The organism is Ruegeria sp. H4 (assembly GCF_056533065.1).
This window is the reverse complement of the sequence record NZ_JBQFOC010000001.1, coordinates 125,714-151,383: the sequence shown is the minus strand read 5'-3', so window position 1 is coordinate 151,383 and position 25,670 is coordinate 125,714. Positions and strand designations below refer to the sequence as shown.

Sequence of the window (25,670 nt, the reverse complement as noted above, 5' to 3'; positions counted from 1 at the left end):
CTCTTTTCCCCCTGACCCCTAACCCAAGATGGCGTAGGAACGCCCAACCCTGACCCCATGGATCACATATGAAAACTGTTCTTGTCACCGGTGGCGCTGGCTATATCGGATCCCATGCTTGCAAGGCGTTGTCGCAGGCGGGGTATGTTCCCGTGACCTATGACAACCTGATCACAGGCTGGCAGGATGCAGTCAAGTTCGGCCCGTTCGAAAAAGGCGACCTGCTGGATCGCACCCGTTTGGATGAGGTGTTCGCCAAATACCAGCCAGTCGCCGTGATGCATTTCGCAGCGCTTAGTCAGGTGGGCGAGGCGATGGCGGAACCGGGCAAATACTGGTCCAACAACGTGACCGGCTCCCTGAACTTGATCGAGGCTGCGGTCGCGGCGGGATGTCTGGATTTTGTGTTCTCATCGACCTGCGCCACCTATGGCGAGCATGACAATGTGGTTCTGGATGAGGCCACATCACAGCACCCGCTGAACGCTTATGGCGCTTCAAAACGCGCTATCGAAGATATCTTACGCGATTTCGAGGCCGCCCATGGCCTGCGCCATGTGATCTTCCGCTATTTTAATGTGGCGGGCGCAGACCCGGAAGGTGAGGTGGGCGAGTTCCACCGCCCCGAGACGCATCTGGTCCCGCTCATGTTGGATGCAATCGACGGCAAACGGGATGGGCTGACGGTGTTCGGCACAGACTATGATACGCCGGACGGCACCTGCATCCGCGATTATGTCCACGTCTGCGATCTGGTCGACGCCCACGTGCTAGGGTTGAACTGGCTGGAACAGGGCAAAGGCAGTCAGGTCTTCAACCTGGGCACCGGATCAGGCTTTTCGGTTCTTGAGGTGATCGAGCATTCCAAAGCCGTCACCAACCGAGCCGTGCCTTACACGGTCGGGGCCCGCCGCGAGGGCGATTGCACCAAGCTGGTTTCAGGCTCGGTCCGCGCCGAAGCCGAACTGGGCTGGAAGCCCAAAAGATCAACGCTAGAGACGATGATTGCCGATGCCTGGCGCTGGCATCAGAACGGACACTACGACCAATGAGGCGGGATTGAGCGGCGCTTCGCCGCAGACCCTGCCCCGGATTGGATGGGCTGACGCGTACCGCCTGCGCTGGAAACGTCGCCGCCTGTTGCTGCGATCCTGGCGCAGCCGCAATCAACTGACCAGTCTGAACGATCAGACCCTTAAAATCAAACCCGGCAACATCCTGGCCTTTACCACGCTGCGGAATGAAATCACCCGGATCCCGTGGTTTCTGCACCATTATCGGCAGTTGGGCGTTGATCACTTTCTGATCGTCGACAATGGCAGCGACGATCGCTCGACCGAATTGCTGCTGGGTCAGCATGATGTCTCGCTCTGGCAAACCCATGCGAGCTATCGCGCGTCTCGCTATGGGCTGGACTGGTTGACCTTGCTGCAAATGCGATACGGCCATGGGCATTGGTGCCTGATGGTCGATGCGGATGAGCTGTTGATCTACGCCCATCACCAGACACAAACACTGCACGACCTGACCGCATGGCTTGACCAGAACCAGCACCGGGCCTTTGGAGCACTGATGCTGGACCTTTATCCAAAAGGTGCACTGGGGGATCAGAGCTATGACCCAACAACCGACCCAACAACCGTGTTGAACTGGTTCGACGCAGCCCCCTATCGCGCCCAGCACCAAAGCCCTATGGGTAATCTTTGGGTTCAGGGCGGGGCGCGTGAGCGCATGTTTTTTGCAAAAACGCGCCAACGGTCACCAACACTCAACAAGATTCCTCTGGTGCGCTGGTGCCGACGTTATGCCTATGTGAATTCTTGCCACTCAGCCCTGCCGCGGCAACTGAACGCGGCCTATGACGGGCCCGGCGGGGAGGCACCTTCTGGCGTTTTGCTGCACACCAAGTTCCTGCCTGAAATCATCGAGAAATCTCAGATCGAAAAACAGCGCCGCCAGCACTTTCACGACCCCGATCAGTTCGGGTCGTACTATGATGGGATCATTGATGGCCCAACCCTTTGGACAAAGCAATCGGCGCCATTTGAAGGGTGGGAACAGCTCGAAACATTGGGGTTAATGAATGCCGGAGGATGGCAGCCATGACGAATACATACACATATATGTCATGTTTTCTGCTAACCGGTTCTAAATCCATTGCCCTGCAATATGCAAAAATGACATAACTTAGCATAATCCCGGCCCTTTTTTGAAAAGGGGCGGTGAATGCTCGCGTCACAATAAGGGTAGGCTAAACGCGTGAGCCTGTTGGATTCGTATCGGATGAGATTGCGGCGCAAGCGCCGTATTTTGCGCTGTCTGCGCCGTCGACGCGAGCTTGAACCCGCCAGCAACAACACCGCCGCTATTCGGCGCAACGATATCCTGTTGATGAGCGTTGTGCGCAACGAAAAAATCCGCCTGCCGTATTTTCTGGAATACTACCGCAAGCTGGGCATCGATCACTTTCTGTTTGTCGACAATGACAGCGATGACGGCAGCTTCGAATTCCTTCGGGCACAGCCGGATGTCTCGGTCTGGCGTACAAGAACCAGCTATAAGCGCGCCGGGTTTGGGCTGGATTGGTCGAACTACCTGCTGCGCAAATATGCCCATAAACACTGGGTTCTGACCGTCGACCCGGATGAATTCTTTATCTACCCGTTCTGCGATACCCGCCCGATCCGGGCCCTGACCGATTGGCTGGATGGCAGTGCTGTGCGCAGTTTCGGCACCATGCTGATTGATATGTACCCCCAAGGCCCCGTCGAGGATGAACCCTATCACGAAGGGCAGGACCCGTTCGAGATTGCGCGCTGGTTCGATGCGGGCAACTACATGATCACCAAGAACCCCGAATACAATAACCTCTGGATTCAAGGCGGCGCGCGGGCGCGTGTGTTCTTTGGCGACAACCCGTCGAAAGCGCCAGCGTTGAACAAAATCCCCTTGGTGAAATGGGACCGGCGCTATGTCTATGTCAGTTCGACCCATTCCTTGCTGCCACGCGGGCTGAATCAGGTTTACGACGAATGGGGCGGTGAAAAGACCAGCGGCGCTCTGCTGCATGCCAAGCTGATTGACACGCTGGGCGACAAAGCCCGCGAAGAGCTGCGGCGCGGCCAGCATTATCGCGGGTCCGGTGAATACAAAGCCTATGCCCAACAATTGGATGAAAAGCCTGTATTCTGGTGCGATTTCTCTGAAACCTATATCAATTGGCGGCAGCTTGAAATTCTGGGCCTCATGTCAAAAGGAAACTGGGCATGAGCTCTCTGGGCGTTGTTATGCTGGTCCATACGGCCTTGGATCGCGCCGAACAGGTGGCACGGCATTGGACCGCAGCGGGCTGCCCGGTTGTGATCCATGTGGACCAGAAAGTCCCGGATCAGGTGTATTCGGAATTTACAGCCTCCTGCGCCGACAACCCCCTGATCACGTTTTCCAATCGCCACAAATGCGACTGGGGTGGCTGGGGTATAGTTGCCGGAACACAGGCAGCATCCGAACAAATGCTCGAGAAGTTTCCGGAAGTGCGGCATGTGTTTCTGTCATCGGGGTCCTGCCTGCCCCTGCGCCCGGTGCAAGAACTTGTAAGCTACCTGTCCGATCGCCCCCGAGTGGACTTTGTTGAAAGCGCAACCACTGCCGATGTCAGCTGGACCATTGGAGGGCTGGATCATGAGCGTTTCACGCTGCGTTTTCCGTTTTCCTGGCGCAAGCATCGAAAACTGTTCGACACCTATGTCAGGCTGCAACGTGCGCTGGGTTTGCGCCGCCAAATCCCCGATGGCCTGATGCCCCATATGGGCAGCCAGTGGTGGTGCCTGACCCGCCAGACACTCTCTGCAATTCTGCAGGACCCTAAACGTAAAACCTATGATCGTTATTTCCGGCATGTCTGGATACCGGATGAAAGCTATTTTCAAACGTTGGCGCGGCTCTATTCGACCCATATCGAAAGTCGCTCGCTGACGTTGTCGAAATTCGACTATCAGGGGCGTCCACACATCTTCTACGACGACCACTTGCAATTGCTGCGCCGCTCAGACTGCTTTGTAGCGCGCAAGATCTGGTGGCGCGCAGATCGTCTGTATCAGACCTTTCTCACAGATCAGTCCGGCGCACTGCGACCGGCAGAGCCCAACCCCGGCAAGATCGACCGGGTCTTTGCCAAGGCGGTCGAACGTCGAACCCATGGTCGCGATGGGCTGTACATGCAAAGCCGCTTTCCCAAACATGGCAGCGAAAATGGCCTGACCTCATCGGCCTACTCGATGTTTCAGGGCTTTAGCGAGTTATTCGAGGGTTTTGAGGCCTGGCTGGAAACTACAACTGGCGCGCGGGTGCATGGTCATCTGTTTGGCCCTGATCGTGCTGAATTTTCTAAAGACCAGACCATCACCAATGGTGCGCTCAGCGATTGCGCGACATTGCGCGACTATAATCCCACGGCGTTTCTGTCGAACCTGATCTGGAACACACGGGGTGAGCGCCAGTGCTTTCAATTCGGGCCGAACGATACCCAAGACATCAACTGGTTCATGGCGCGGGACCGAAATGCGCAAATCTCGGTCATTACCGGTGCCTGGGCGGTTCCGCTATTCCGGTCAAACCTGAACTTCGCCGATATCCGGCTTGAGGCTGCGCGCCTGCAACAGATTGAAACCAAACAGATCGAGGTTCTGACTTCGGTCTGGACCAAGGCGAACGTGCGCAGCTGGACCTTATCGGACTTTGTCGAAGCGCCAATGGAGCCGCTGCAAACCATCATTGACGAGATCGGCACGCAAATGCCCAGCCATCTGACCGAAGCGCCCACGATGGTCGATCTGTCGGGTTTTGGTCAGTTTCTGCAGAACCTCAAAAACCAAGGAATGCACCCGAAACTTATGGGTGATTTCCCCGCCGATGACGTGTTTGGAACCCAGACCAAACCGTTCCAAAAGCCCTATCTGGTTCAGTGATGGCCGATGACGCGACCGTTTGACTACTTCATTATACTGGCCGCCATGCGCACAGGCTCGAACCTGCTTGAGGCCAATCTGAACGCACTCGAGAGCATCACCTGTCATGGAGAAGCCTTCAACCCGCACTTCATTGGTCGCGTCAAAGCGCAGGATGTATTGGGCATAACGTTGGAACAAAGGGATAAGGATCCCGCACAGCTGATAGAGGCGATGTGCTCTGACGCAAATGCGTTGAACGGCTTCCGATATTTTCAGGACCATGATCCCAGGGTGCTGGAGCCAGCCCTGAATGATCCACGTTGTGCCAAGATCATTCTGACCCGCAATCCGCTGGACAGCTATCTGTCGCTCAAGATCGTGCGCAAAACCAAGCAGTGGCAGCTAAAGAACATCAAACGACGGCTTGAGGCCCAAGTTGACTTCGACGGGCGCGAATTTTCGGACTATCTGGATGGGCACTATGGGTTTCAGTCCCGCCTGCACGCCCATCTGCAACGCACTGGTCAGGCCGCGTTCTACATTGATTACAACGACCTGACCGATCTGAGCATTCTGAACGGCCTGGCCGCCTGGCTTGGGGTTTCGTCAAGGCTGGGCCAATTGGATGACCGGCTGAAACCGCAGAACCCGACACCGGCCGTGTCCAAAGTCACCAACCCGGATGAAATGCAAAAAACACTATCCAGGCTGGACCTGCTCTCCATCACCCGCGGCCCAAACTTCGAGCCCAAGCGCGATCCTGCAGTGAGTGGATACATCCTCGCAGCCAAAACTCCGCTGATCTACATGCCCCTGAATGGTGGTATCGATCCGGTTGTGCAGCACTGGATGGCCGCGCTGGACGGTGTGGGTGCCGATGAATTGCGCACTGAACTGACGCCCGACATGGTTCGCGATTGGATGCGATCTTCGCCCGGTCATCGCAAATTCACGGTGCTACGCCATCCCTTGGCGCGCGCGCATAGCACGTTCTGCACCCATATCCTGAACAAAGGGCCGGAGTGTTATGAAGACCTCCGCACGCAATTGCGCAATCGGTTCAAACTGCCGATCCCCGGTCAGGTGCGCGAAAAGAACTATTCCAAAGACCAGCACTATGAAGCATTTTCTGCCTTCCTGACCTTTCTGCGCCACAACATTGCGGGCCAAACCCCAATCCGCGTGGATGCAAGCTGGTGCACCCAGGCGCAAGCACTAGAGGGGATATCAACCTTCGCGATGCCTGACCTGATCCTGCGCGAGGATGAGTTGCCAACCACCCTGCCCGATCTGGCGCGGATCATGGGCCATGACAATCCGCCAGCGCCGGGTACCAGCGCAGCGGAAACTCCGTTTTCACTGAATCAGATCTGCGATGACAGGTTGCAGGCGCTGGCAGCTGAAACCTACCAGCGCGACTTTGATCAATTCGGGTTTGGCGAATGGCGCCCGGTCAGGCCCGCAGGGTGATCAACGTCCCCCGATTGACCATCGCGTAGATCTCTTCCATCTCGTCATTCTTGACCGCGATGCAGCCCGCCGTCCAATCCGGCGTCTTTTTCGCGCGCTTGAATTCTGACCGCAGGTTCGGCTGGCCGTGGATAAAGATATCCCCGCCCGGATCGACTCCGGCGGCTTTGGCCTTGGCGATATCAGCCGAGTTTGGATAGGAAATCCCCAGCGACAGATGATACCGGCTGCGCGGGTTACGGCGGTCGATCAGATATGTGCCCTCGGGCGTGCGCCCATCGCCACGCTTGGTTTTGGTACCTCTGGGCGCAAAGCCCAGATCGACATCATATTGTCGAAGTATCTGTTCGTTGTGCAGAAGATACAGCTTCCGCGCACCCTTGTTGACGACCAAAGAGGTCACCTCGGGCCCATTGTAAGATAGAATTCTAGGGCTGGCTGAGGCACAAGCCGAAAGGCTTAGCGTAGCCATCGCACCCAATCCAAATGCTCGACGATCCATGTTTCACTGCCTGCTACTCTGGTTTTTTTTGGCTATTATGCCAAAAAATCAAAAAACTGAAATCACTTTTTGATGTTCGATTGCTCAATTAAGCGGCGTTCGATGGCTTCCAGCCGCTCAAGTACCTCATCACGGTAGGCATCGGTTTTGACCTCATCCTCGGCATGATGCGCATCCTGCATCGAGTTTACGATCAGACCAACCAGCAGGTTCACCACCGCGAAGGTCGTCACCATGATGAACGGAACAAAGAAAAGCCATGCGTAGGGATACACTTCCATCACGGGGCGGACGATGCCCATGGACCAGCTTTCCAGCGTCATGATCTGGAACAATGTATAGGCTGACAGGCCCAGATCGCCGAACCAGTTTGGGAAGCTTTCCGAGAACAGCTTGGTCGAGATCACCGAGCCGATATAGAACAGGATCGCCATCAGCAGGAACACACTGGCCATACCCGGTAAGGCCGAGATGAAGCCTTCGACCACCCGGCGCAGGCGCGGTGCAACCGAAATGACGCGCAACACCCGCAGTATCCGCAGCGCCCGCAGAACCGACAGGCTGCCAGCACTGGGCACCAAAGCGATCCCCACGATCACAAAATCGAACAGATTCCAGCCGCTTTTGAAAAAGTTGCGCCCTGTCGCCACCAGTTTCATCGCAATCTCAGCAACGAAAATGGCAAGGCAAAGCTTATCAAGCGTCACAATCAGCGGGCCTGCGATCTCCATCAAGGTCGGAGAGGTTTCCATACCCAACAGCACGGCGTTGAACATGATCACACCGGTGATGAAACGCCCAAACATGGGTGTTTCGATGATGTGCTGCAATCGCTGTCGAAAGCCCATGTTCGCTGTCTCCTCAGGATGCGGGGTTCAACACAAACCGCGCGGCCAGTTCCGTATGTGATGACCACCGAAATTGGTCAACAACCTGTACCCATTCAAGGGTGTAGCCGGCGTTGACAAGCATTTTTGCATCGCGCGCGAAGGTCACCGGGTTACAGGACACATAAGCGATCACTGGGCGCAGCGCTTGTGCCAGTTCAGCCACCTGCGCCTCTGCCCCCGCGCGTGGTGGGTCCAGAATGACCGCATCAAAGGCCTTCAACTCATCGGGCATCAATGGGCGGCGAAACAGATCGCGCGCCTCGGTCGTGACGCGCTTCAACCCCGTCGCCCTGCGCCAGCCCTGATCCAGTGCTTGGGCCATCGCGGCTTCGCCCTCAACTGCATGAACCTCGGCCGTCTGAGCCAGTGGTAATGAAAACGTCCCGCTGCCCGCGAACAGATCAGCAACGCGCTTGGCACCTTGCGTTGCCTCCAAAACAGCACGTGTTAGAGCCTGCACACCATCCTTCGTCGCCTGCAGGAACGCGCCCGGAGGTGGTGTGACCTCCGCCTGCCCGAACCGCTGAATTGGGGGCTGGCGCATGGCGATGACCTCACCATCCCAGCTGAGCCGGGCAAGCCCGTGCTTTTCAGTCGCTTGCGCAAGAGCCAGTTCCAACGGCCCATCCAGCGGTTTGCCACCCGCAACCGCAACATCCAGCCCGCCGTCGGACAAGGTCAGTGTCACGGCCAGAACGCCCTTGCGGCTGCCGCCCAGCATCGCAAGCGCCTCGGCCACGGGAATACCGGCGATCAATGCGGGATCCAGCAGATGGCAATCCGGGATTTCTGTGATTACGTCAGATGCGCGCCCGTGAAACCCGGCCAGCATCCCCTTTTTGGTCCGACGCACTGCGATTGTCGCACGACGGCGTGAGCGTTCGGGCGAGATATGGATTGGACGCATGGGCGCCTCCAACCCCTGTGCGGACAGCGCGGTTCGGACAACATCCACCTTCCAATCAGCAACAAAAGCGTCCGATGCATGCTGCAGCTGGCACCCGCCGCAGGCTTTGTAATGGCGGCAAGGCGCTTTCACGCGTTGGTCCGATGGAGTTTCCACGCGGATGTCCGATAGAAACTGACCCAGCAACGTACCCGAAACCACCTCACCCGGAAGGGTGCGGGGCGCATAGACCGGGCCGTCGGCGATGCCGTCGCCCTGATGGCCAAGCCGGTTTATGGTGTAGGTTTCGGTCATACCGGGCCTGATAACGGGGGTTTGGCCGCAACAAAACCCTTATTCGGCGGCTTCTGCCTGAATGAAACCACCCGACTGGCGATGCCAGAACCGCGCATACAGACCGCCCTGGTCCAACAGCGCGTCATGCGTGCCGGTTTCGACAATGCGCCCCTGGTCCAGAACGACGATCCGGTCCATCTCGCTGAGTGTGGACAGACGATGCGCAATGGCCAGAACGGTTTTGCCCTGCATCACGCGATGCAGCGCGGTTTGGATCAAGGCTTCGACCTCAGAATCCAACGCCGATGTGGCCTCATCCAGCACCAGGATCGGGGCATCTTTCAAAATGGCGCGGGCCAATGCGATCCGTTGTCGCTGACCCCCACTGAGCTTCACGCCGCGCTCACCCAGATGTGCATCATAGCCTTTGCGACCCTGCGCATCCTCCAGACTCAGGATGAACTCATGCGCCTCGGCTTTTTCGGCTGCCTCGATCATTTCATCCTCGGATGCATCTGGGCGCCCATACAGGATATTTTCACGTGCGGACCGATTGAACATGGCCGTTTCCTGCGTGACCATGCCAATCTGACGGCGCAAACTGTCCTGCGTCACCTGCGAGATGTCCTGCCCATCGATGCTAATAACGCCATTTTCCCCATCGTAGAGCCTGAGTAGTAGCGAAACGAGGGTAGATTTGCCTGCCCCGGATGCCCCGACAATCCCAAGCTTTTCGCCCGGTTTAATGGTCAATTCCAGTTCTGAAACGCCCCCGATTTCCCGGCCGTAGGCAAAGCTGACGTCGTCAAATGTGATCGCGCCATGGGTCACTACCAGATCTTTGGCCTGCGATGCATCCTCGACCCGGTCGCGCTTGGCCAGGGTTTTCATCCCGTTCTCAATCTCACCAACATTGGCGTACAGCCCCATCAGCGTGAAGCTGACCCAACCAGTCATCTGCGAGATACGGACCGAAACAGCCCCTGCCGCCACGATATCACCGGTGGTCGCAACACCGCTCTGCCAAAGCCACAGCGTCGCCCCAATAAGCATCACGGGCAGCACACCCGCCAAAGTCATAAGAATGACCCGAAAGCTGGCCGAAAGTAGCCCGAACTCTAACGAACGCTCCCGCAGATCAACCATCGAATTGCGCGCTGCCTGATCCTCATGCCGGGCATGGGCAAACAGTTTGACCGTTTTGATATTGGTGATCGTATCGACGATTTGCCCCGACACCATTGCACGCGCACCTGCCCGTGCACCTGATCGTTTGCGGATACGCGGCAAATACCAACGCACCAACATGAAATAGACCACCAACCAGGCAACAAAGGGCAGCATCACCAGAGGATGAATAGACCCTAACAAAAGCAATGAGCCCACTAGAGAAGCCAAAGCAAAGACAATTGCACTGATCGTTTCCGAGACAACTGAGGCCAGAGCAGTCGCTGTCTGAACCTGTTTCTGCGCGATCCGTCCCGCAAAATCATCGTCGAAATACGTGACCGACTGGCCCAGCGTCCATCGGTTCAGCTTGGCCAGAACCAGCGGCGGGATATTCGGCATGACGACATAGTTGTTCGAGAAGGCCGAGAACCCAAAAAATACAGGCCGCAACAGCATAAAGAAGGCAATGCCACCCAGGATCATCCACAAATTACTGCCGGTCAGAAACCCGTCGGGCCCGCTGGTCGTGGCCAAATCGATAACCCGGCCCAATATCCAGGCTGTTCCCGCCTCCATCGTACCGGCTGCCGCCGAGAAGAAGGCCGCAACAAAAAGCATGGGCCAAGCACCGGACAACGCCCAGCGAATGAACGCCCCCAACGTTTGTGGTGGAGGCGTTTCGATGTTTTTGAACGGGTTGATGAGGTCAGCGACCCTCATTCAGCGGCCTCCGGGTTCATGAAGCCGCCAGATTGCCGCGCCCAGAACTGGGCGTAAAGTCCACCCTGCGCCAGAAGATCAGCATGCGCGCCTTCTTCGACAATCCGGCCCGCATCCATAACCAGAATACGGTCCATCTGCGCGATGGTGCTGAGCCTGTGGGCAATGGCGATCACGGTTTTACCTTGCATCATGCCGTAGAGGGTTTCCTGAATGGACGCTTCAACCTCGGAATCTAGGGCAGATGTCGCCTCATCCAACAACAAGATCGGCGCGTCCTTCAAAATCACCCTGGCAAGCGTCACCCGCTGCCGCTGACCGCCGGACAATTTCACGCCCCGTTCACCCACATGCGCGTCATAACCGGTGCGCCCCCGCGGATCTTGCAGGTCAAGGATGAATTCATGCGCCTCAGCCTGTTTGGCGGCAGCAATCATCTGTTCTTCAGTCGCATCCGGGCGACCATAGAGGATGTTGTCACGCACCGACCGGTGCAACAGCGCGCTGTCCTGCTGAACCATGCCGATATGACTGCGCAAGCTGTCTTGCGTAACCTGGGCAATGTTCTGATCATCGATCAGGATCGCTCCTCGTTCGACGTCATAAAACCGCAAAAGCAGCTTAACTAGGGTCGATTTACCGGCACCAGACCGCCCAATCAGGCCGATCTTTTCGCCCGGCTGAATGGTCAGGTTGATATGATCCAGACCACCCGTTTCACGACCGTAGTGGTGCGACAGATCGCGGATTTCGATCTGGCCTTTGCTGAGCTGCAACGGCTTTGAGCCGGGCGCGTCCAGCAGATCGATGGGCTGAGCAATCGTCTCCATCCCTTCGGCCACGATGCCAAGCTGGCGGAAGAAGCTGGTCAGCGCCCACATGATCCATCCGGTCATCGCGTTCAAGCGCAGGGTCAGCGCCGTTGCAGCCGCAACAACGCCAACCGAAGCGGTACCCTGCATCCAAAGAGCAATCGCCCAGCCTACAACCCCAACGATCAGAAAGCCGTTCAAAGTAACCAGAACCGCATCCATGATCGTGAATATCCGCATCTCGACCTGAAAGGTCCGACGCGTTTCCTCGATCGCTTCACGCGCATAATCCAGCTCCTGTCGGCCATGAGCAAACATCTTGACCGAGTGGATGTTGGTGTAGCTGTCGACAACCCGGCCCGTGACAGTCGAACGCGCATCAGATGCAGCCTGAGACGCGGGGCCGACTCGTTTCACCGTCCAGTGGACAAGCAGCCCATACAACGCAAACCAGATGAGCAAAGGGATCAGCAGGCGTGCATCAGCCGCATAAAGCAAGATCGCAGCACCAATCAAATAAGCCAGCGAGAATGAGATGGCGTCAAAGACCTGAAACACCACCTCGCCTGCCGCGGGCGGGGTTTGCATGATCCGGTTGGCAATGCGGCCTGCAAAGTCATTCTCGAACCAGCCAACGGACTGACGCAGAACGTGTTTATGCGCCCGCCAGCGGATCAGCGTACCAAAGTTCGGCAGGATCGTGTTGTTCAGCAGCAGCACATCGACCAGATGCAGCAGCGGACGCAACAGCAGGATAAAGCCTGCCATCAACAACAGCTCGGTCCCGTGGTTTTGCCAGACCTCTGCGGGGGTGCCCCCCAACAGGTCCACGACACGGCCCATATAGTAGATCAACCCGATCTCAACAGCAGCCACGATGATGGAAATCAGCGCAGCCCAAAAGAAAACCCGGAAAAATGGGCGCGAGTAATCCAGCATGAACGGCCACAGCCGTGTGGGTGGCTTATCGGTCTCACGATAGGCGACAAAAGGGTCAACAAGGTTTTCGAAATAGCGAAACATGGAGAGTGCTCCGATTGAGCAGAAATACAGACATGCGAAGAAGAATGGCGCCTGAACACCACCCTTTACGGGGAAAGTGCCCTGGCTTTAGCCGAACCAGATCCCGTAATACATTCGCATTCCTCCATCCATGAGTCTGCCGCACGTAACCACAAACAAAATCGTTTGTCATCCCTTTTTGAGACTTCACTTCAACCGGCCAGCAATTCCTCGCGGGTCAGGGTGAAGTCAGATGCGATCCACCGCGCCTCAAGCTCGGCCAGTTTCTTGCCCAGCGCGGGGCCGGTGAAGTTGGGGATCAGATCGGCGGCGCTGATCGGGAAACGTGCCGCTGCACCGTGATGGAGAGCTTGGCGCAAGTCCTCTGACCAGGGGTGTTCGAAGAAGGCACAGCGCAGCAAGGTTTCGTGCAGGCCTCCGTCGTCGCCGTAGCGATAGCCCAACTCTTCGATGCTGGTTGAGGCCTGCGCCTCCTCCCGCATTCGGGTCATGCGTTGCAGTTGCGCCCGGCTCAAGCGCAGTGTCGCGGCATCCTCGGGTGTTGCAATCGCGGCCAGCCGGCGCACCGGATCAGGCGCGGCACCGGCGGCCTGTTCTATAGCGATCAGCGGCGCCATGGCACGGTCATCCGCACCGGGCAACAGATGAGCCAAGACACCCGCGCTGCGCATCGCAGCCACCGAGGGCGCAGGGTCTGGCGCGCCTAGCAGTTTTATCAGCTCAGCCCCGACCCGTTCACGGGATAGCGTTGTCAGCCCATCCAGATTGGACGCAATCGCAGCGAGCGCATCGGCGTCAAATCCGGCATCGGCGTCGCCATACCAGGCGTGAAACCGGAAATAGCGCAGCGAGCGCAGATAGTCCTCGCGGATGCGGTTTTCGGCCGTTCCAATAAACCGCACGCGCCGCGCCTGAAGGTCAGGCAAGCCTGACAGCGGGTCCAGCACCGTGCCGTCGGGCTGCGCGTAGATCGCGTTCATTGTGAAATCGCGGCGCGCGGCGTCTTCTTCAACGGTGTCGGCAAAGTCCACAACCGCACGGCGGCCATCGGTTTCCACATCGCGTCGAAAGGTCGTGACTTCATGTGGGGTATGATCGCAAACGATGGTAATCGTGCCGTGTTCCAACCCCGTCGGAATCGCCTTAAGGCCAGCCTTTTGAGCCAGTTCCATCACCCGTTCGGGATGCGCATCCGTGGCAATATCAATATCCGAAACGGGCGCGCCCAGCAGGGCGTTGCGCACGCATCCGCCCACGAACAGGGCCTGCGCCCCTCCTGTGGTGAGGGCTTCACAAACCGCCTGAGTCGCCGGGTCCGAAACCCAAGGCGCGCTGATCTGCTTCATTCACTTACCCGTGCTGCAAGCCCGCGCAATATGCGAGCCGTCGCGCCCCAGATGTAATAAGGACCATAGGGAACAGCGAAGTATTTCCGCCGTTGGCCACGCCACCGGCGCGACTCGATCACATAATTCTCGGGCTTTAGCAGATGTGCAAGTGGAACTGAGAAAACCTCATCCACTTCGCCCGGCTCGGGCACTGGATCAAAACCTTGGCGGATGATGGCCACAACCGGGGTAACAGCGAACGAGGTCACCGTTTCATGGCTGGGTAGAAAGCCGATCACTTCGGGCAACTCTGGATGCAGGCCAATTTCCTCATGCGCTTCGCGCAGGGCGGCGGCGGTGATATCCGCGTCACCTTCATCCTGTTTGCCCCCAGGAAAGGCGATCTGGCCGGGATGGTGTTTCAAAGCCGATGACCGCTTTGTCAGGATCAAACGCGGCACATCCCCGGAAACTGAGATCGGCACCAGAACCCCGGCCGGACGCAATTTGCGCCCGGGGGGAAGTACAGTTTCAGGGTTCAGATCAAAATCACTGGACCCATGGCCCGGACGATGCAACGCCGCAGCAATCTGATCCGTCGGATCATGCACCGCTGGCGTCTTCCGCATCAAAACCAACCGTCGCGGGATCCAGCACATAATGCGCCCCGCAAAACTGACAATCGGCAGTAACCTTGCCTTCGGGCGTCGTCATCTTTTCAATGTCCCTAGCCGAATAGATCGATAAGCTTTGACGTACGCGTTCTTCCGAACAGGTGCAGCCAAACTGTACCATCTGCGCGTCATAGACGCGTGGGCTTTCTTCGTGAAACAGGCGGATCAACAGATCGGTCGGCGCGATGGATGGGCCGATCAGTTCCAGATCATCAACCGTATCCAGAAGGATGTTGACCCGGCCCCAGTTTTCACCTTCTTCGCCGTCGACCAGATCGTTGGCGGTGAGGATTTCACCCGTCCCCTCACCCGAGGCCGCAAAGGGCGAAGCTTTGGGCATGTGCTGCAACATGATCCCGCCGGCGCGCCAATGCTCACCCACTTCAGGTTCGGTCGATTTGCCGAAGCTCAGCGAGAAACGGGTTGGCAGCTGTTCGGATTGGGCGAAATATGCCTCGGCCGAGGCGCTGATCGACGCTCCGTCCAACGGAGTAATGCCCTGATAAGGCTGCGTGCCTTCGCCCTGATCGATCATGATCGCAAAATACCCTTCGCCCACCTGATCAAAGGGGGCGCTGTTGGTCAGTCGATCCCGGTCAAAGTTGGCATAGGCGCGAATACGTGCGGGTTCACCTTCGACAGTGGGCGCATAATAATCGGTTGCGATCATGCGCACCGCGCCCTTGGATTGAACCTGCAACGACAGCTTCCAGCGCAGCGACACGGTCTGGCCGATCAATGCGGTCAGCAAGGCCATCTCGGCCACCAGCGCCTCGACCTGTTCGGGATAGTCATGCTGCTTCAGGATGCCATCCAGCACCCCGTCCAGGCGGGCGACGCGGCCACGCATGTCGGACACATCAAGTTGAAAGGGCAGGACGGTATCGTCCCACGCGATTTTTGTTCCAAGAGACATGGGGTTTCCTTACACGCCACAGGTTGGCATACCGGCACCATATAGGTCACAGAGTTTGGGTTGTAAGGGGCCATACATGATCAGACGGTTTGGTGAAAGCCCTGAACCCGGGCGATCCTATACGCGCAGGGTGGGCGTTTATGCGTTGCTTCCGCGTGAAAAGCACCTGCTTTTGACCTGCCAGACCGAACCGGGGCCAGATCTGCAGCTGCCGGGCGGTGGTATTGATCCCGGCGAATCGCCCATTACCGCGCTGCATCGTGAGGTTTATGAGGAAACCGGATGGCGCATCGCCTCGCCGGAACGCGTCGGCGCCTTTCGCCGCTTCACTTATATGCCCGAATACGATTTATGGGCCGAGAAGGTCTGCCTGATTTACCGCGCCCGCCCTGTCCTGCAATTGGGCCCGCCAACCGAAGCCTTTCACGAGGCGCTTTGGATGCACAGCGCGGATGCGGTTGAGCTGCTGAGAAATGACGGCGACCGCCACTTTGCAGCCCAGCACCTGAACGGTCTTTAGTGCCCGTTATATTCAAAAAATACCGCCGAAACGTCGTCTCCCATGCCTTCGTTGGGCGGCATGCGCTGGGTCAGCCGCCAGAACATATCATCCAGAAATTCTGATCCACCCTGGCCAGACGCACAGTCCAACGCCATTTCACGTAGACCCTCCTCCTCCAGCAGCCCGCCTTCTGCCAGGTGACATTCCGTGAAACCATCGGAATGCAGCAAAAGCCGGTCACCCGGATTCAGCTTTGTTTCAATCTGCTGAAAACTCGCGTCTGGGATCAATCCGATGGGAAGGCCGCCATCGCCAAGATATTCGGTGCTGCCATCCTGCCTCAGCAGCAAGGGGTACGGATGTCCGGCCTGCACCATTTTCATATGCCCGCTGCGCAGATCAACAATTGCGTAGACCATCGTAAAATACTCTTCGATCCCGGTGTCCACCATCAAACGTGAATTGAGCGTTTCGGCCACTTGCTCCGGCGGCAACAGCGCGTAGAATTTGTTCATCCGTTTTTCCAGCGCCACATTCTGATCGAAGTGCTGGCTGGACAGATAACCGCCAAGTCGTGCCGTCATCATCGCGGATGTGATCCCATGACCCGAAACGTCAATGCTGTAGAATCCAAGCCGGTTCTGGCCGGGCGAGAACATGCCCACCAGATCGCCGCCAATATGACCACAGGGCTTCAATAACAGACTGACCCGGGAAACACCGAACTCTCGCGTCAATTCCGGGACCAGTGATTCCTGTATCTTGCGGGCCTGTTTCAGGTCTTTGTCGATCGCATCATGGGCCAGCTTCAGCTCGTCGAGTGCAGATTCGATCAGTCGGTTCTTATCCGAAAGCTCTCTCTGCATATCCAATATGCGTGCGCCCGCAGAAATACGGGCCCGCAGTTCATCAGCCTCTAGCGGCTTGATTAGAAAATCATCCGCCCCGGCATCCAGCCCACGCGCGACTTCCTGCTTTTCGCTTTTCGATGTCAGAAGGATGAAATAGCTGTAGTGTTCAGAATCGAGCGCGCGAAAATCACGGCAGAACTCCAGTCCGCTCATGCCTGGCATCACCCAATCGCTGAGCACGAGATCAGGTGCAAACTCGGCGCAAAGCTCAAGGGCCTTTTCACCGTTGTCTGCCTCAAGCACCTCAAATCCCCATTTCTTGAGCGAGGCCACCAGAATGCGCCTTTGCAGGCGGCTGTCATCCACGACCAGCACCTTTCGGATCGCACCGAAATCCAGTTCAGAACCGGTTTGTTCAAGACTTAGTGCTGACACCCTTTAACCCCAGGCTTCCTTCTTCAGGGACGCGGCAAACCTATCGCGCTGGGGTTTAACATCCCGTGAAGGCGCTATGGTCTTTGGCCTTAACCGCACATTTACCGGACATGCGTTAGCAAAGATCACCCTTATTCCGATTCAGGAGGATGACGATGATCCACTGGCCGCGAGTCAGACAATTGCGGGACGAGGTCGGCGCAGATGAAATTGATGAGGTCATCGAAATCTTTCTGGACGAGGTGCAGGAAGTGATCGCGCGCCTGCATGCCGATACCGAACGACTTGAGTTGGAACAGAACCTGCATTTCCTCAAAGGCAGCGCCATGAGCTTGGGCTTCAATCAGTTCTCGAAACTCTGTCAGGATGGCGAACGCCGGGCTGCCGCCGGGCAAGCGGCAGAGGTGGATCTAACCGAAATCCTGGCCGTTTATGACGCATCCAAATCTGTGTTTCAGGCCGAATTACCTAGCAATCTGACCTAAATCACGAACTGTGCCAGCGTCTCATCTTCGGTGATGTCGGTATAGGTAAACCCGGCCTCATCCAGATGCGCAAACAGGCGCGCAAAATTCTCGGGCTTGCGGGTTTCGATCCCGATCAGGACTGACCCGAAGTTGCGCGCGGATTTCTTCATGTATTCAAACCGGGCAATGTCATCCTCGGGGCCTAGGATGTTCAGGAACTCTTTCAACGCGCCAGGGCGCTGCGGCAGGCGCAAAATGAAGTATTTCTTGACCCCGGAATAGCGCTGCGCGCGCTCTTTGACCTCGGGCAGGCGTTCAAAATCGAAATTGCCGCCCGAGGTCACGCAAACAACAGTTTTGCCGCGAATAAAGCTTTGCACATCTGCAATCGCTTCGATGGCCAGGGCGCCTGCGGGCTCTAGCACGATGCCTTCGACATTCAGCATCTCGATCATGGTGGTGCAGATACGATCCTCAGATAGAACCAGCACATCTGACAGATGCCGTGATTTCAGCAATTCGAACGGCTTGGCCCCGATCTTCCCAACCGCCGCACCATCGACGAAATTGTCCACGTGATCCAACGCCACCGGATGCCCCGCCGCCATCGCCGCATGCAGACAGGCACCGCCCTTGGGTTCGACAAACAGGCAATGGGTGCGATCCCTGAACCAGGTCGCCACTCCAGCGGACATACCACCGCCACCCACAGGCAGCAGCACATGGTCAGGCACTTGGCCCAGCTGTTCTTCGATCTCAACCGCCAAAGACGCCTGACCTTCGATCACATCCTCATCATCAAAGGGAGACAGGAAATGCCCGCCCTGCGCGGAGCACCACGCCTGCGCCGCGGCCAAAGTGTCGTCGAAATAGTCCCCGGTCAGGTAAACCTCGATATTGTCACCACCAAAGATGCGGGTTTTTTGGATTTTTTGCTGCGGGGTCGTCACCGGCATGAAGATCACGCCCTTCACGCCCAGATGCTTGCACATATAGGCCACGCCCTGCGCGTGGTTGCCCGCGCTGGCGCAAACGAACAGGTCCTGCCCCTGCTGTTTGCGCATCGCATTAAACGCGCCACGAATCTTGTAGGACCGCACCGGGCTGAGGTCTTCGCGCTTCAGCCAAATATCCGCACCATAACGGTCGGACAAATGCGCGTTTCGCTGCAACGGTGTTGCAGGGAACACGGTACGCATCGCCTGTTCGGCGGTTCGGGCACGGGTCATGAAGTCAGTCATGACCGTTTCAGTGGCCTATCCCGACTAAAAGGGCAAGGAATACATATGTGTACGAGGGGTCAGGTGAGCTCGCGCTTTTCCACAACGTAGCCATAAACCGTCGTTAGGATACTAATGTTCAGAATCGCCAAGAAGACTTGAAAGGCAAGTGACAGAATACCGTGAATGGGCGGAATGAACTGAAGCAAGTTGATTGCAAAGCTCACAATCAGTTGAAACATCACGTAGAAGAAAATCAGCCCCAAAGCGGTCCTCCCCGGGTTGTGGATTCGGCTCCAAGCGTTCCAACCCTCTGACAGGCCCATCGCTTTATCGACAGCAAATGAGGGCAAAACAAGCGACCATCTCAGGAAAGCGACGCCAACCAAAACCAACACAAAAACCAAGCCCGCCAACGCAACGGGCCAAATGACTTGGGCGACGTTCATAAGCACGAAACCAGTCGGAATAGCAATTGCCAAGAAAATGATTCCCAACAGAAACAGTCTCAGGACGTAACCAACTGCTAGCTTGATATCAAACCGGGGAATGAAGCCCGAGGTAAACTCTTCCAGCAAGATATATCGGTGCCAGGTGGTAACACCCCAAGCGCTTATGATGGCTGTCAGAATCCAGATCAAAAAGAACCATACAAAAAAGAAAGAAGGAATGTTTTCTTTTGGAATAGTTACGGTCTTGCCCCAAACTAGGTAGTCGCTCATACCGGACAAATAGAGAAACGATCCTATCACCGCGATGCTAAGCGCGGCAGGTGCCCAAAATATCCGAATGACCGCTGTCACGTTTCCGAGAACCATTACAACTGCGTGCGCAAAAATCTTCCAACTCAAATCCAAAACTCTGCCCTCTCAACCAATCCTTGTTCTCTATCCGCCCGTTTCACCCCAATTCCCATGCATGGTCAACGCACATAACTTGCCCCCGCGTTCAAAACCCGCTAGGGGCCAGTCGTTCTTCGCACAAAGGGAAATCAGATGTCCGCGCCCAAGAAAGTTGTTTTGGCCTATTCCGGTGGCCTTGATACCTCGATCATTCTGAAATGGCTGCAGACCGAGTATGGTTGTGAGGTCGTGACCTTCACCGCCGATCTGGGTCAGGGCGAGGAGCTGGAACCCGCTCGTCAGAAGGCCGAGCTGCTGGGGATCAAGCCCGAAAACATCTATATCGAAGACATCCGCGAAGAATTCGTCCGCGACTTTGTCTTCCCGATGTTCCGCGCCAATGCTCAATACGAAGGCCTGTATCTGCTGGGCACCTCGATCGCGCGGCCTCTGATCTCGAAACGTCTGGTTGAGATTGCTGAGGCGACCGGTGCTGATGCCGTTGCCCACGGCGCAACCGGCAAGGGCAACGATCAGGTGCGGTTCGAACTGGCGGCTTACGCGCTCAACCCCGACATCAAGGTTATTGCGCCTTGGCGTGAATGGGACCTGTCCAGCCGCACCAAGCTGCTGGAATTTGCCGAACAGAACCAGATCCCGATTGCCAAGGACAAACGCGGCGAGGCACCGTTCTCAGTCGATGCCAACCTGCTGCACACCTCGTCGGAAGGGAAAGTTCTGGAAGACCCCGCCGATATGGCGCCCGATTATGTTTACCAGCGCACCGTCCACCCCGAGGACGCGCCGAATGAGCCCGAATTCATCGAGATCGGTTTCGAAAAAGGTGATGCGGTCAGTATCAATGGCGAGGCGATGAGCCCGGCCACTATCCTGACCAAGCTGAACGAGTATGGCGGAAAGCACGGCATCGGTCGTCTCGATCTGGTCGAAGGCCGGTTCGTTGGCATGAAGTCGCGCGGCATCTACGAAACTCCGGGCGGCACCATCCTGCTGGAAGCACACCGTGGGATCGAATCCATCACCATGGACCGTGGCGCGATGCACCTGAAAGACCAGCTGATGCCGCAATATGCGGAACTGATCTATAACGGCTTCTGGTACTCACCCGAGCGCGAAATGCTGCAGGCCGCCATCGACAAATCGCAAGAACATGTCACCGGAACCGTACGGGTGAAACTGTACAAAGGTCTGGCCTCGACCGTGGGCCGCTGGTCGGATCATTCGCTCTATTCCGAGGCGCATGTGACCTTTGAGGAAGACGCTGGTGCCTACGATCAAAAAGACGCGGCAGGCTTTATCCAGCTAAACGCGCTGCGCCTGAAACTGCTGGCAGCGCGCGACAAGCGGCTTAGCAAGTAAGCCGTCCCAGAACAATTTGGAAACCCGGCAATCCTTTGGATGCCGGGTTTTTTATATGCTGCTTCCCGTGGGGTCAGGCTTGCCTGTTGGGTCTGGATATCTTTACGCCTGCGTCAACCAAGAAGGGACGCTCAATGCTGCAAGATATCGCCGACGGAATTCAAAAAGGGCTGAACGGCAAAAGCTTTGATGGCTCGCTCAAGTTCGATTGCGGCGAGGCGGGTGTCATCGTGCTGGCCGACAATCAGGCCAGTACGCTGGATCGGGAAACCGACTGCACGATCCGGATTTCACAGGACAACCTGACCAAATTGCTGACTGGTAAGCTGAATCCGATGACCGGCGTGGCCATGGGCAAGCTCAAGATTTCGGGCAATATGGGCGTTGCGATGAAGCTGGGGCAGCTGCTGGGATAGACGATAAAATCGTCTCACCAGCGCGTGACAATCGATGTCAGCGCATTGCAAGGCGAGGCATCTACGGGCAGCTTGGTCTCGGAAGGAGACCTGCCATGACCCGGACTGCTTATCTCGATTGTATAAAACCCTCCTTACTTTTTGTGCTAATCTTGCTGGCGGCACTACTGCGCGCCCTGCCGGGTTCTGCCGCAGAAACCGAAACGCTAACGGTCGCCGGCGGGTGTTTCTGGTGTGTCGAATCCGATTTTGAAACGGTACCCGGCGTAATTGGTGCGGTGTCCGGTTATACCGGTGGCACCACCGCCAACCCCAGCTACAAGGACGTGACCAAGGGCGAAACCGGCCATTATGAGGCGGTTCAGATCACCTTTGATCCCAGCAAAGTCTCTCGGGATACCTTGCTGGACATGTTCTTCCGTTCTGTTGATCCCACCGATGCAGGCGGACAGTTCTGCGACCGGGGTGACAGCTATCGCACAGCTATTTTCGTCTCTAACACAGGCGAAAAAGCCTTAGCCGAGCAAGCAAAGGCTGAGGCCCAATCCGCGCTCGGCCAAACCGTTGTGACGCCCATTCTACAGGAAACCACCTTTTATCCGGCCGAAGCCTATCATCAGGATTACTATAAGGGCGAAAAGGTTGTGTTCACCCGCTTTGGGCCCAAGCGCCAAAAGAACGCCTATAAGGCTTATCGCAAAGCCTGCGGTCGGGACGCGCGGGTCAAACAGCTTTGGGGTACAGATGCACCGTTTGCCGGGTCCTAATCGAACTGCGCGTCGCGCACCTCCCGCAGGTCCGGAATAACATCCGCCGTGCCGTGCCGTGTCACCATCAAGGCAGCGGCGCGGTTGGCTTGCAGAATTGCCTGTTCCATCGGCATACCCCGATCCATTCCCGCCAGCACGTAGCCGGTGAAAGTATCGCCTGCCCCGGTTGTATCCACGGCCTGCACCTTATGCGCAGCAAAATCGACCGGATCGCAGCCTTGCTGTAGATACCGCGCGCCCTTGGACCCAAGCGTCACGATCACATGTCGTACAGGCAGTTCGGCCGCACTTAGACCTGTTTCCTGTTTCAACTGTTCGGCTTCAACCTCATTCAGGATTAGGAAATCCAGATAGGGCAGCACGGCCTGAACCGCCTCAGCCTCGAACGGGGCAGCTGCATAGCAGACGGTCAGACCAAGCTCGCGCGCCATGCGGGCGGCCTCGACCTGTGCGTTGGTTTCATTCTGAAAAACAAGCAGATCGCCGGTGTTGGCAGACGCAAGCGCCTGCCCGATCTGCCCATCTTCAAGCGCGTGATTGGCGCCCGGATACAGAATGATCAGGTTCTCACCCTGCGCATCGACCGCAATGATGGCATGACCCGTGGGGCTGCTGGCCTCAGCAATAAACCGCGTATCGACACCATATTCCGTCAACCGCTCCTGTGCCCAGCGCCCATCCGCACCGACCGCTCCGATATGGCTGACGCGTGATCCCGCCCGCGCGGCAGCCACCGACATATTGGCGCCCTTGCCACCCAGAAACTTCTCGAGCCCGCTAGCCGCCAGAGTTTCCCCCGGCGCAGGCAGATGCGGCAAGGCATAGACCATATCCGCGTTGATCGAGCCGAGGTTCCAGATTGTCATTGCTTACCCAATCTCACACGAGGCCAGAATGGCCATGTTCAGGATATCATTGGCTGTTGAAACCGTCGAACAAATCTGAATTTGCTTACCTATGCCGGACAAGATCGGGCCTATCACAGTGGCCCCGCCCATTTCCTGCATCAACTTGGTTGAAATGCTGGCTGAATGGCGCGCAGGCACGATCAGAATGTTGGCCGGGCCGGTGAGGCGCTGAAACGGATACGCCTCCTGCTGGTCCACATTCAGCGCGACATCGACGGTCATCTCACCTTCGTATTCGAAATCCACGCCGCGCTGATCAAGCGCTGCGGGTGCCACATGCATTTTCTCGGCCCGCTCTGACACTGGATAACCAAAGGTCGAAAAGCTGACAAAGGCCACCCGAGGCTCTATCCCCATGTGGCGGGCCACGGCTGCGGCGCGCTCAGCGATATTGGCCAGATCGTTTTCGTCCGGCCATTCATGAACCAACGTATCACCGATCAGAACAATCCGCCCCTTGTGCAACAGCGCGGTTACACCCGCAGCGCCGTGTTGGGCGTCAGCGTCAAACACGTGGTTGATCCGATCCAGCACATGTGCCGATTTTCGGGTTGCCCCGGTGACCAAACCGTCACCATGTCCATGGGCCAGCATGAGGGACGAGAACACGTGCCGGTCCCGCGCCGCCAGACGATGAATATCCTTGTGATCAAAGCCTTTACGTTGAAGGCGTTGATAGAGGAAGTCTTTGTAGCTGTCCAAATGCGTGGTGTTGGCCGCGTTCACGACCTCAAGCTCGCGCACCGCATCGCCCAATCCAGCTGCTTCCAGCTTTTGCTTCACATCGTCTTGGCGACCAACCACCATCGCCTTGCCGAAGCCAGAACGCTGATACATCACAGCTGCGCGCAGCACGCGTGGATCGTCGCCCTCGGCAAAGATCATCCGGCTTTGCGCCTGACGGGCACGGGCGTTCAGGCCGCGCAGGATGCTGGCGGTCGGATCCATGCGGGATTTCAGGCTCAGCTCATAAGCGTCCATGTCGATGATCGGACGGCGGGCCGCGCCTGTGTCCATCCCGGCCTTCGCCACAGCGGGTGGGATACGGTGGATCAGGCGCGGGTCAAAGGGCGTCGGGATGATGTAATCGCGGCCAAAGGTCAGCGATTTGCCGTAGGCCATTGCAACCTCATCCGGCACATCCTCACGCGCCAGACGGGCCAAAGCATGGGCACAGGCGATCTTCATCTCGTCATTAATGGCGCGTGCGTGGATGTCCAGCGCACCGCGAAACAGGTAGGGAAAGCCCAGCACGTTGTTGACCTGATTGGGATAATCGCTGCGGCCTGTGGCAACGATCGCGTCAACGCGGACCTCATGCGCCTCTTCCGGTGTGATCTCAGGGTCGGGGTTCGCCATCGCAAATATCACCGGATTATCGGCCATGCTGACAACCATATCCTGCGTCACGGCGCCCTTGACCGAAACGCCCAGGAACACATCCGCACCCTTCATGGCATCTTCCAGCGACCGCAGATCGGTCGAGATCGCATGGGCCGATTTCCACTGGTTCATCCCTTCGGTCCGGCCCTGATAGATCACGCCCTTTGTGTCACAGACGATGCAGTTCTCGTGCCGCGCGCCCATCGACTTGAGCAGCTCGATACAGGCGATCCCCGCAGCCCCCGCACCGTTCAGTACAATCTTAACGTCCTCGATCTTTTTGCCCGAAATATGCAGCGCGTTCAGCAGACCCGCCGCGCAGATCACAGCCGTGCCGTGCTGGTCATCGTGGAAGACGGGGATATCCATCTCTTCCTTCAGGCGCTGTTCGATGATGAAACACTCGGGCGCCTTGATATCTTCCAGATTGATGCCGCCAAAGGTCGGCCCCATCAACCGCACCGCGCGGCAGAACTCATCCGGGTCTTCGGTGTCCAACTCGATATCGATCGAGTTCACGTCCGCAAACCGTTTGAAGAGAACCGATTTCCCTTCCATCACCGGCTTCGAGCCCAGTGCACCAAGGTTACCCAAGCCCAGCACAGCTGTTCCGTTTGAGATCACAGCAACCAGGTTGCCCTTATTGGTATAGTCATACGCGGTCTCAGGTGCCTCGGCGATGGCTTCACATGGAACAGCGACGCCGGGGCTATAGGCCAGCGATAGATCGCGCTGCGTAGTCATGGGGACGGTGGCCTGCACTTCCCACTTGCCGGGGGTTGGGTCCAGGTGAAAGGCCAGCGCCTCTTCTTTGGTGATCTTCGCTTTGGGCATTTTGAACGTCGTTTCCATGACTTCG

General features: G+C 57.1%; 23 protein-coding genes. 10 read left to right on the top strand and 13 right to left on the bottom strand.

Annotation, left to right across the window (positions count from 1 at the left end; genetic code table 11):
- Positions 1-68: 68 nt before the first annotated feature.
- From galE to ACR0KG_RS00685, 5 genes are all read left to right on the top strand, one after another.
- On the top strand, positions 69-1,052 hold the full coding sequence (galE, locus tag ACR0KG_RS00705) for a UDP-glucose 4-epimerase GalE (protein ID WP_480826187.1): 984 nt from the start codon (positions 69-71) through the stop codon (positions 1,050-1,052).
- A 7-nt stretch (positions 1,053-1,059) separates the two neighbouring features.
- Positions 1,060-2,106: a glycosyltransferase family 2 protein gene (locus ACR0KG_RS00700; RefSeq protein WP_480826186.1), complete on the top strand. Its 1,047-nt coding sequence runs from the start codon at positions 1,060-1,062 to the stop codon at positions 2,104-2,106.
- 177 nt (positions 2,107-2,283) lie between these two features.
- Positions 2,284-3,270, top strand: a complete 987-nt coding sequence (locus ACR0KG_RS00695; protein ID WP_480827318.1) for a glycosyltransferase family 2 protein — start codon at positions 2,284-2,286, stop codon at positions 3,268-3,270.
- A complete protein-coding gene (locus tag ACR0KG_RS00690) occupies positions 3,267-4,967 on the top strand; it encodes a DUF5927 domain-containing protein (protein WP_480826185.1) in 1,701 nt (566 codons plus the stop codon). Before ACR0KG_RS00695 ends, ACR0KG_RS00690 begins: the two co-directional genes overlap by 4 nt.
- 6 nt (positions 4,968-4,973) lie before the next feature.
- Positions 4,974-6,419 (top strand): nodulation protein NodH, encoded by a 1,446-nt coding sequence (locus ACR0KG_RS00685; protein ID WP_480550487.1) that lies wholly within the window; start codon positions 4,974-4,976, stop codon positions 6,417-6,419.
- Here ACR0KG_RS00685 and ACR0KG_RS00680 read toward each other — a convergent pair.
- From ACR0KG_RS00680 to hslO, 8 genes are all read right to left on the bottom strand, one after another.
- Complete coding sequence (locus ACR0KG_RS00680) at positions 6,403-6,921, bottom strand: L,D-transpeptidase family protein (RefSeq protein ID WP_480543680.1); 519 nt, start codon at positions 6,919-6,921, stop codon at positions 6,403-6,405. The genes ACR0KG_RS00685 and ACR0KG_RS00680 overlap by 17 nt on opposite strands.
- 62 nt (positions 6,922-6,983) lie before the next feature.
- On the bottom strand, positions 6,984-7,769 hold the full coding sequence (locus ACR0KG_RS00675; RefSeq protein WP_480550485.1) for an ion transporter: 786 nt from the start codon (positions 7,767-7,769) through the stop codon (positions 6,984-6,986).
- A gap of 13 nt (positions 7,770-7,782) precedes the next feature.
- The gene (locus tag ACR0KG_RS00670) at positions 7,783-9,012 is read right to left on the bottom strand and encodes a class I SAM-dependent RNA methyltransferase (RefSeq protein ID WP_480826184.1); all 1,230 of its coding nucleotides are present in this window, start codon (positions 9,010-9,012) and stop codon (positions 7,783-7,785) included.
- Between the two features lie 39 nt (positions 9,013-9,051).
- A complete protein-coding gene (locus ACR0KG_RS00665; RefSeq protein WP_480826183.1) occupies positions 9,052-10,884 on the bottom strand; it encodes an ABC transporter ATP-binding protein in 1,833 nt (610 codons plus the stop codon).
- Positions 10,881-12,719, bottom strand: coding sequence for an ABC transporter ATP-binding protein (locus tag ACR0KG_RS00660; protein WP_480826182.1), 1,839 nt, complete (start codon positions 12,717-12,719; stop codon positions 10,881-10,883). The genes ACR0KG_RS00665 and ACR0KG_RS00660 overlap by 4 nt, the downstream gene beginning before the upstream one ends.
- Positions 12,720-12,910: 191 nt before the next feature.
- Positions 12,911-14,065: a CCA tRNA nucleotidyltransferase gene (locus tag ACR0KG_RS00655; protein WP_480550477.1), complete on the bottom strand. Its 1,155-nt coding sequence runs from the start codon at positions 14,063-14,065 to the stop codon at positions 12,911-12,913.
- A complete protein-coding gene (locus ACR0KG_RS00650; RefSeq protein ID WP_480550475.1) occupies positions 14,062-14,676 on the bottom strand; it encodes a CoA pyrophosphatase in 615 nt (204 codons plus the stop codon). The genes ACR0KG_RS00655 and ACR0KG_RS00650 overlap by 4 nt, the downstream gene beginning before the upstream one ends.
- A complete protein-coding gene (gene hslO, locus ACR0KG_RS00645) occupies positions 14,651-15,637 on the bottom strand; it encodes an Hsp33 family molecular chaperone HslO (protein ID WP_480550473.1) in 987 nt (328 codons plus the stop codon). The genes ACR0KG_RS00650 and hslO overlap by 26 nt, the downstream gene beginning before the upstream one ends.
- 76 nt (positions 15,638-15,713) lie before the next feature.
- Here hslO and ACR0KG_RS00640 point away from each other — a divergent pair, with 76 nt between their 5' ends.
- Entirely contained in the window at positions 15,714-16,157 is a 444-nt protein-coding gene (locus ACR0KG_RS00640) for an NUDIX hydrolase (protein WP_480826181.1), read from the top strand.
- Here ACR0KG_RS00640 and ACR0KG_RS00635 read toward each other — a convergent pair.
- Positions 16,154-17,425 (bottom strand): PP2C family protein-serine/threonine phosphatase, encoded by a 1,272-nt coding sequence (locus ACR0KG_RS00635; protein WP_480826180.1) that lies wholly within the window; start codon positions 17,423-17,425, stop codon positions 16,154-16,156. The genes ACR0KG_RS00640 and ACR0KG_RS00635 overlap by 4 nt on opposite strands.
- Before the next feature lie 155 nt (positions 17,426-17,580).
- Between ACR0KG_RS00635 and ACR0KG_RS00630 the strand changes: the two genes are divergently transcribed.
- Positions 17,581-17,910, top strand: coding sequence for an Hpt domain-containing protein (locus ACR0KG_RS00630; protein WP_480550467.1), 330 nt, complete (start codon positions 17,581-17,583; stop codon positions 17,908-17,910).
- On the opposite strand, the gene ilvA is transcribed toward ACR0KG_RS00630, so the two are convergent.
- Both ilvA and ACR0KG_RS00620 read right to left on the bottom strand, forming a co-directional pair.
- A complete protein-coding gene (ilvA, locus tag ACR0KG_RS00625; protein ID WP_480826179.1) occupies positions 17,907-19,133 on the bottom strand; it encodes a threonine ammonia-lyase IlvA in 1,227 nt (408 codons plus the stop codon). The genes ACR0KG_RS00630 and ilvA overlap by 4 nt on opposite strands.
- A gap of 59 nt (positions 19,134-19,192) precedes the next feature.
- Positions 19,193-19,963, bottom strand: a complete 771-nt coding sequence (locus ACR0KG_RS00620) for a hypothetical protein (RefSeq protein WP_480543701.1) — start codon at positions 19,961-19,963, stop codon at positions 19,193-19,195.
- A gap of 144 nt (positions 19,964-20,107) precedes the next feature.
- Between ACR0KG_RS00620 and ACR0KG_RS00615 the strand changes: the two genes are divergently transcribed.
- The 3 genes from ACR0KG_RS00615 (at position 20,108) to msrA (ending at position 22,517) form a co-directional block, all read left to right on the top strand.
- On the top strand, positions 20,108-21,334 hold the full coding sequence (locus tag ACR0KG_RS00615) for an argininosuccinate synthase (protein ID WP_170534242.1): 1,227 nt from the start codon (positions 20,108-20,110) through the stop codon (positions 21,332-21,334).
- A gap of 134 nt (positions 21,335-21,468) precedes the next feature.
- Positions 21,469-21,750 carry an SCP2 sterol-binding domain-containing protein gene (locus ACR0KG_RS00610; protein WP_480543702.1) on the top strand — a complete coding sequence of 94 codons (282 nt, stop codon included), beginning with the start codon at positions 21,469-21,471 and terminating at the stop codon, positions 21,748-21,750.
- 95 nt (positions 21,751-21,845) lie between these two features.
- The gene (gene msrA, locus ACR0KG_RS00605; protein WP_480543703.1) at positions 21,846-22,517 is read left to right on the top strand and encodes a peptide-methionine (S)-S-oxide reductase MsrA; all 672 of its coding nucleotides are present in this window, start codon (positions 21,846-21,848) and stop codon (positions 22,515-22,517) included.
- On the opposite strand, the gene ACR0KG_RS00600 is transcribed toward msrA, so the two are convergent.
- Together ACR0KG_RS00600 and ACR0KG_RS00595 are read right to left on the bottom strand one after the other, a co-directional pair.
- Positions 22,514-23,386 carry a ribokinase gene (locus ACR0KG_RS00600; RefSeq protein ID WP_480550459.1) on the bottom strand — a complete coding sequence of 291 codons (873 nt, stop codon included), beginning with the start codon at positions 23,384-23,386 and terminating at the stop codon, positions 22,514-22,516. The two genes, msrA and ACR0KG_RS00600, sit on opposite strands and share 4 nt — an antisense overlap.
- 3 nt (positions 23,387-23,389) lie before the next feature.
- A complete protein-coding gene (locus ACR0KG_RS00595; protein ID WP_480826178.1) occupies positions 23,390-25,645 on the bottom strand; it encodes an NADP-dependent malic enzyme in 2,256 nt (751 codons plus the stop codon).
- Between the last annotated feature and the right edge of the window lie 25 nt (positions 25,646-25,670).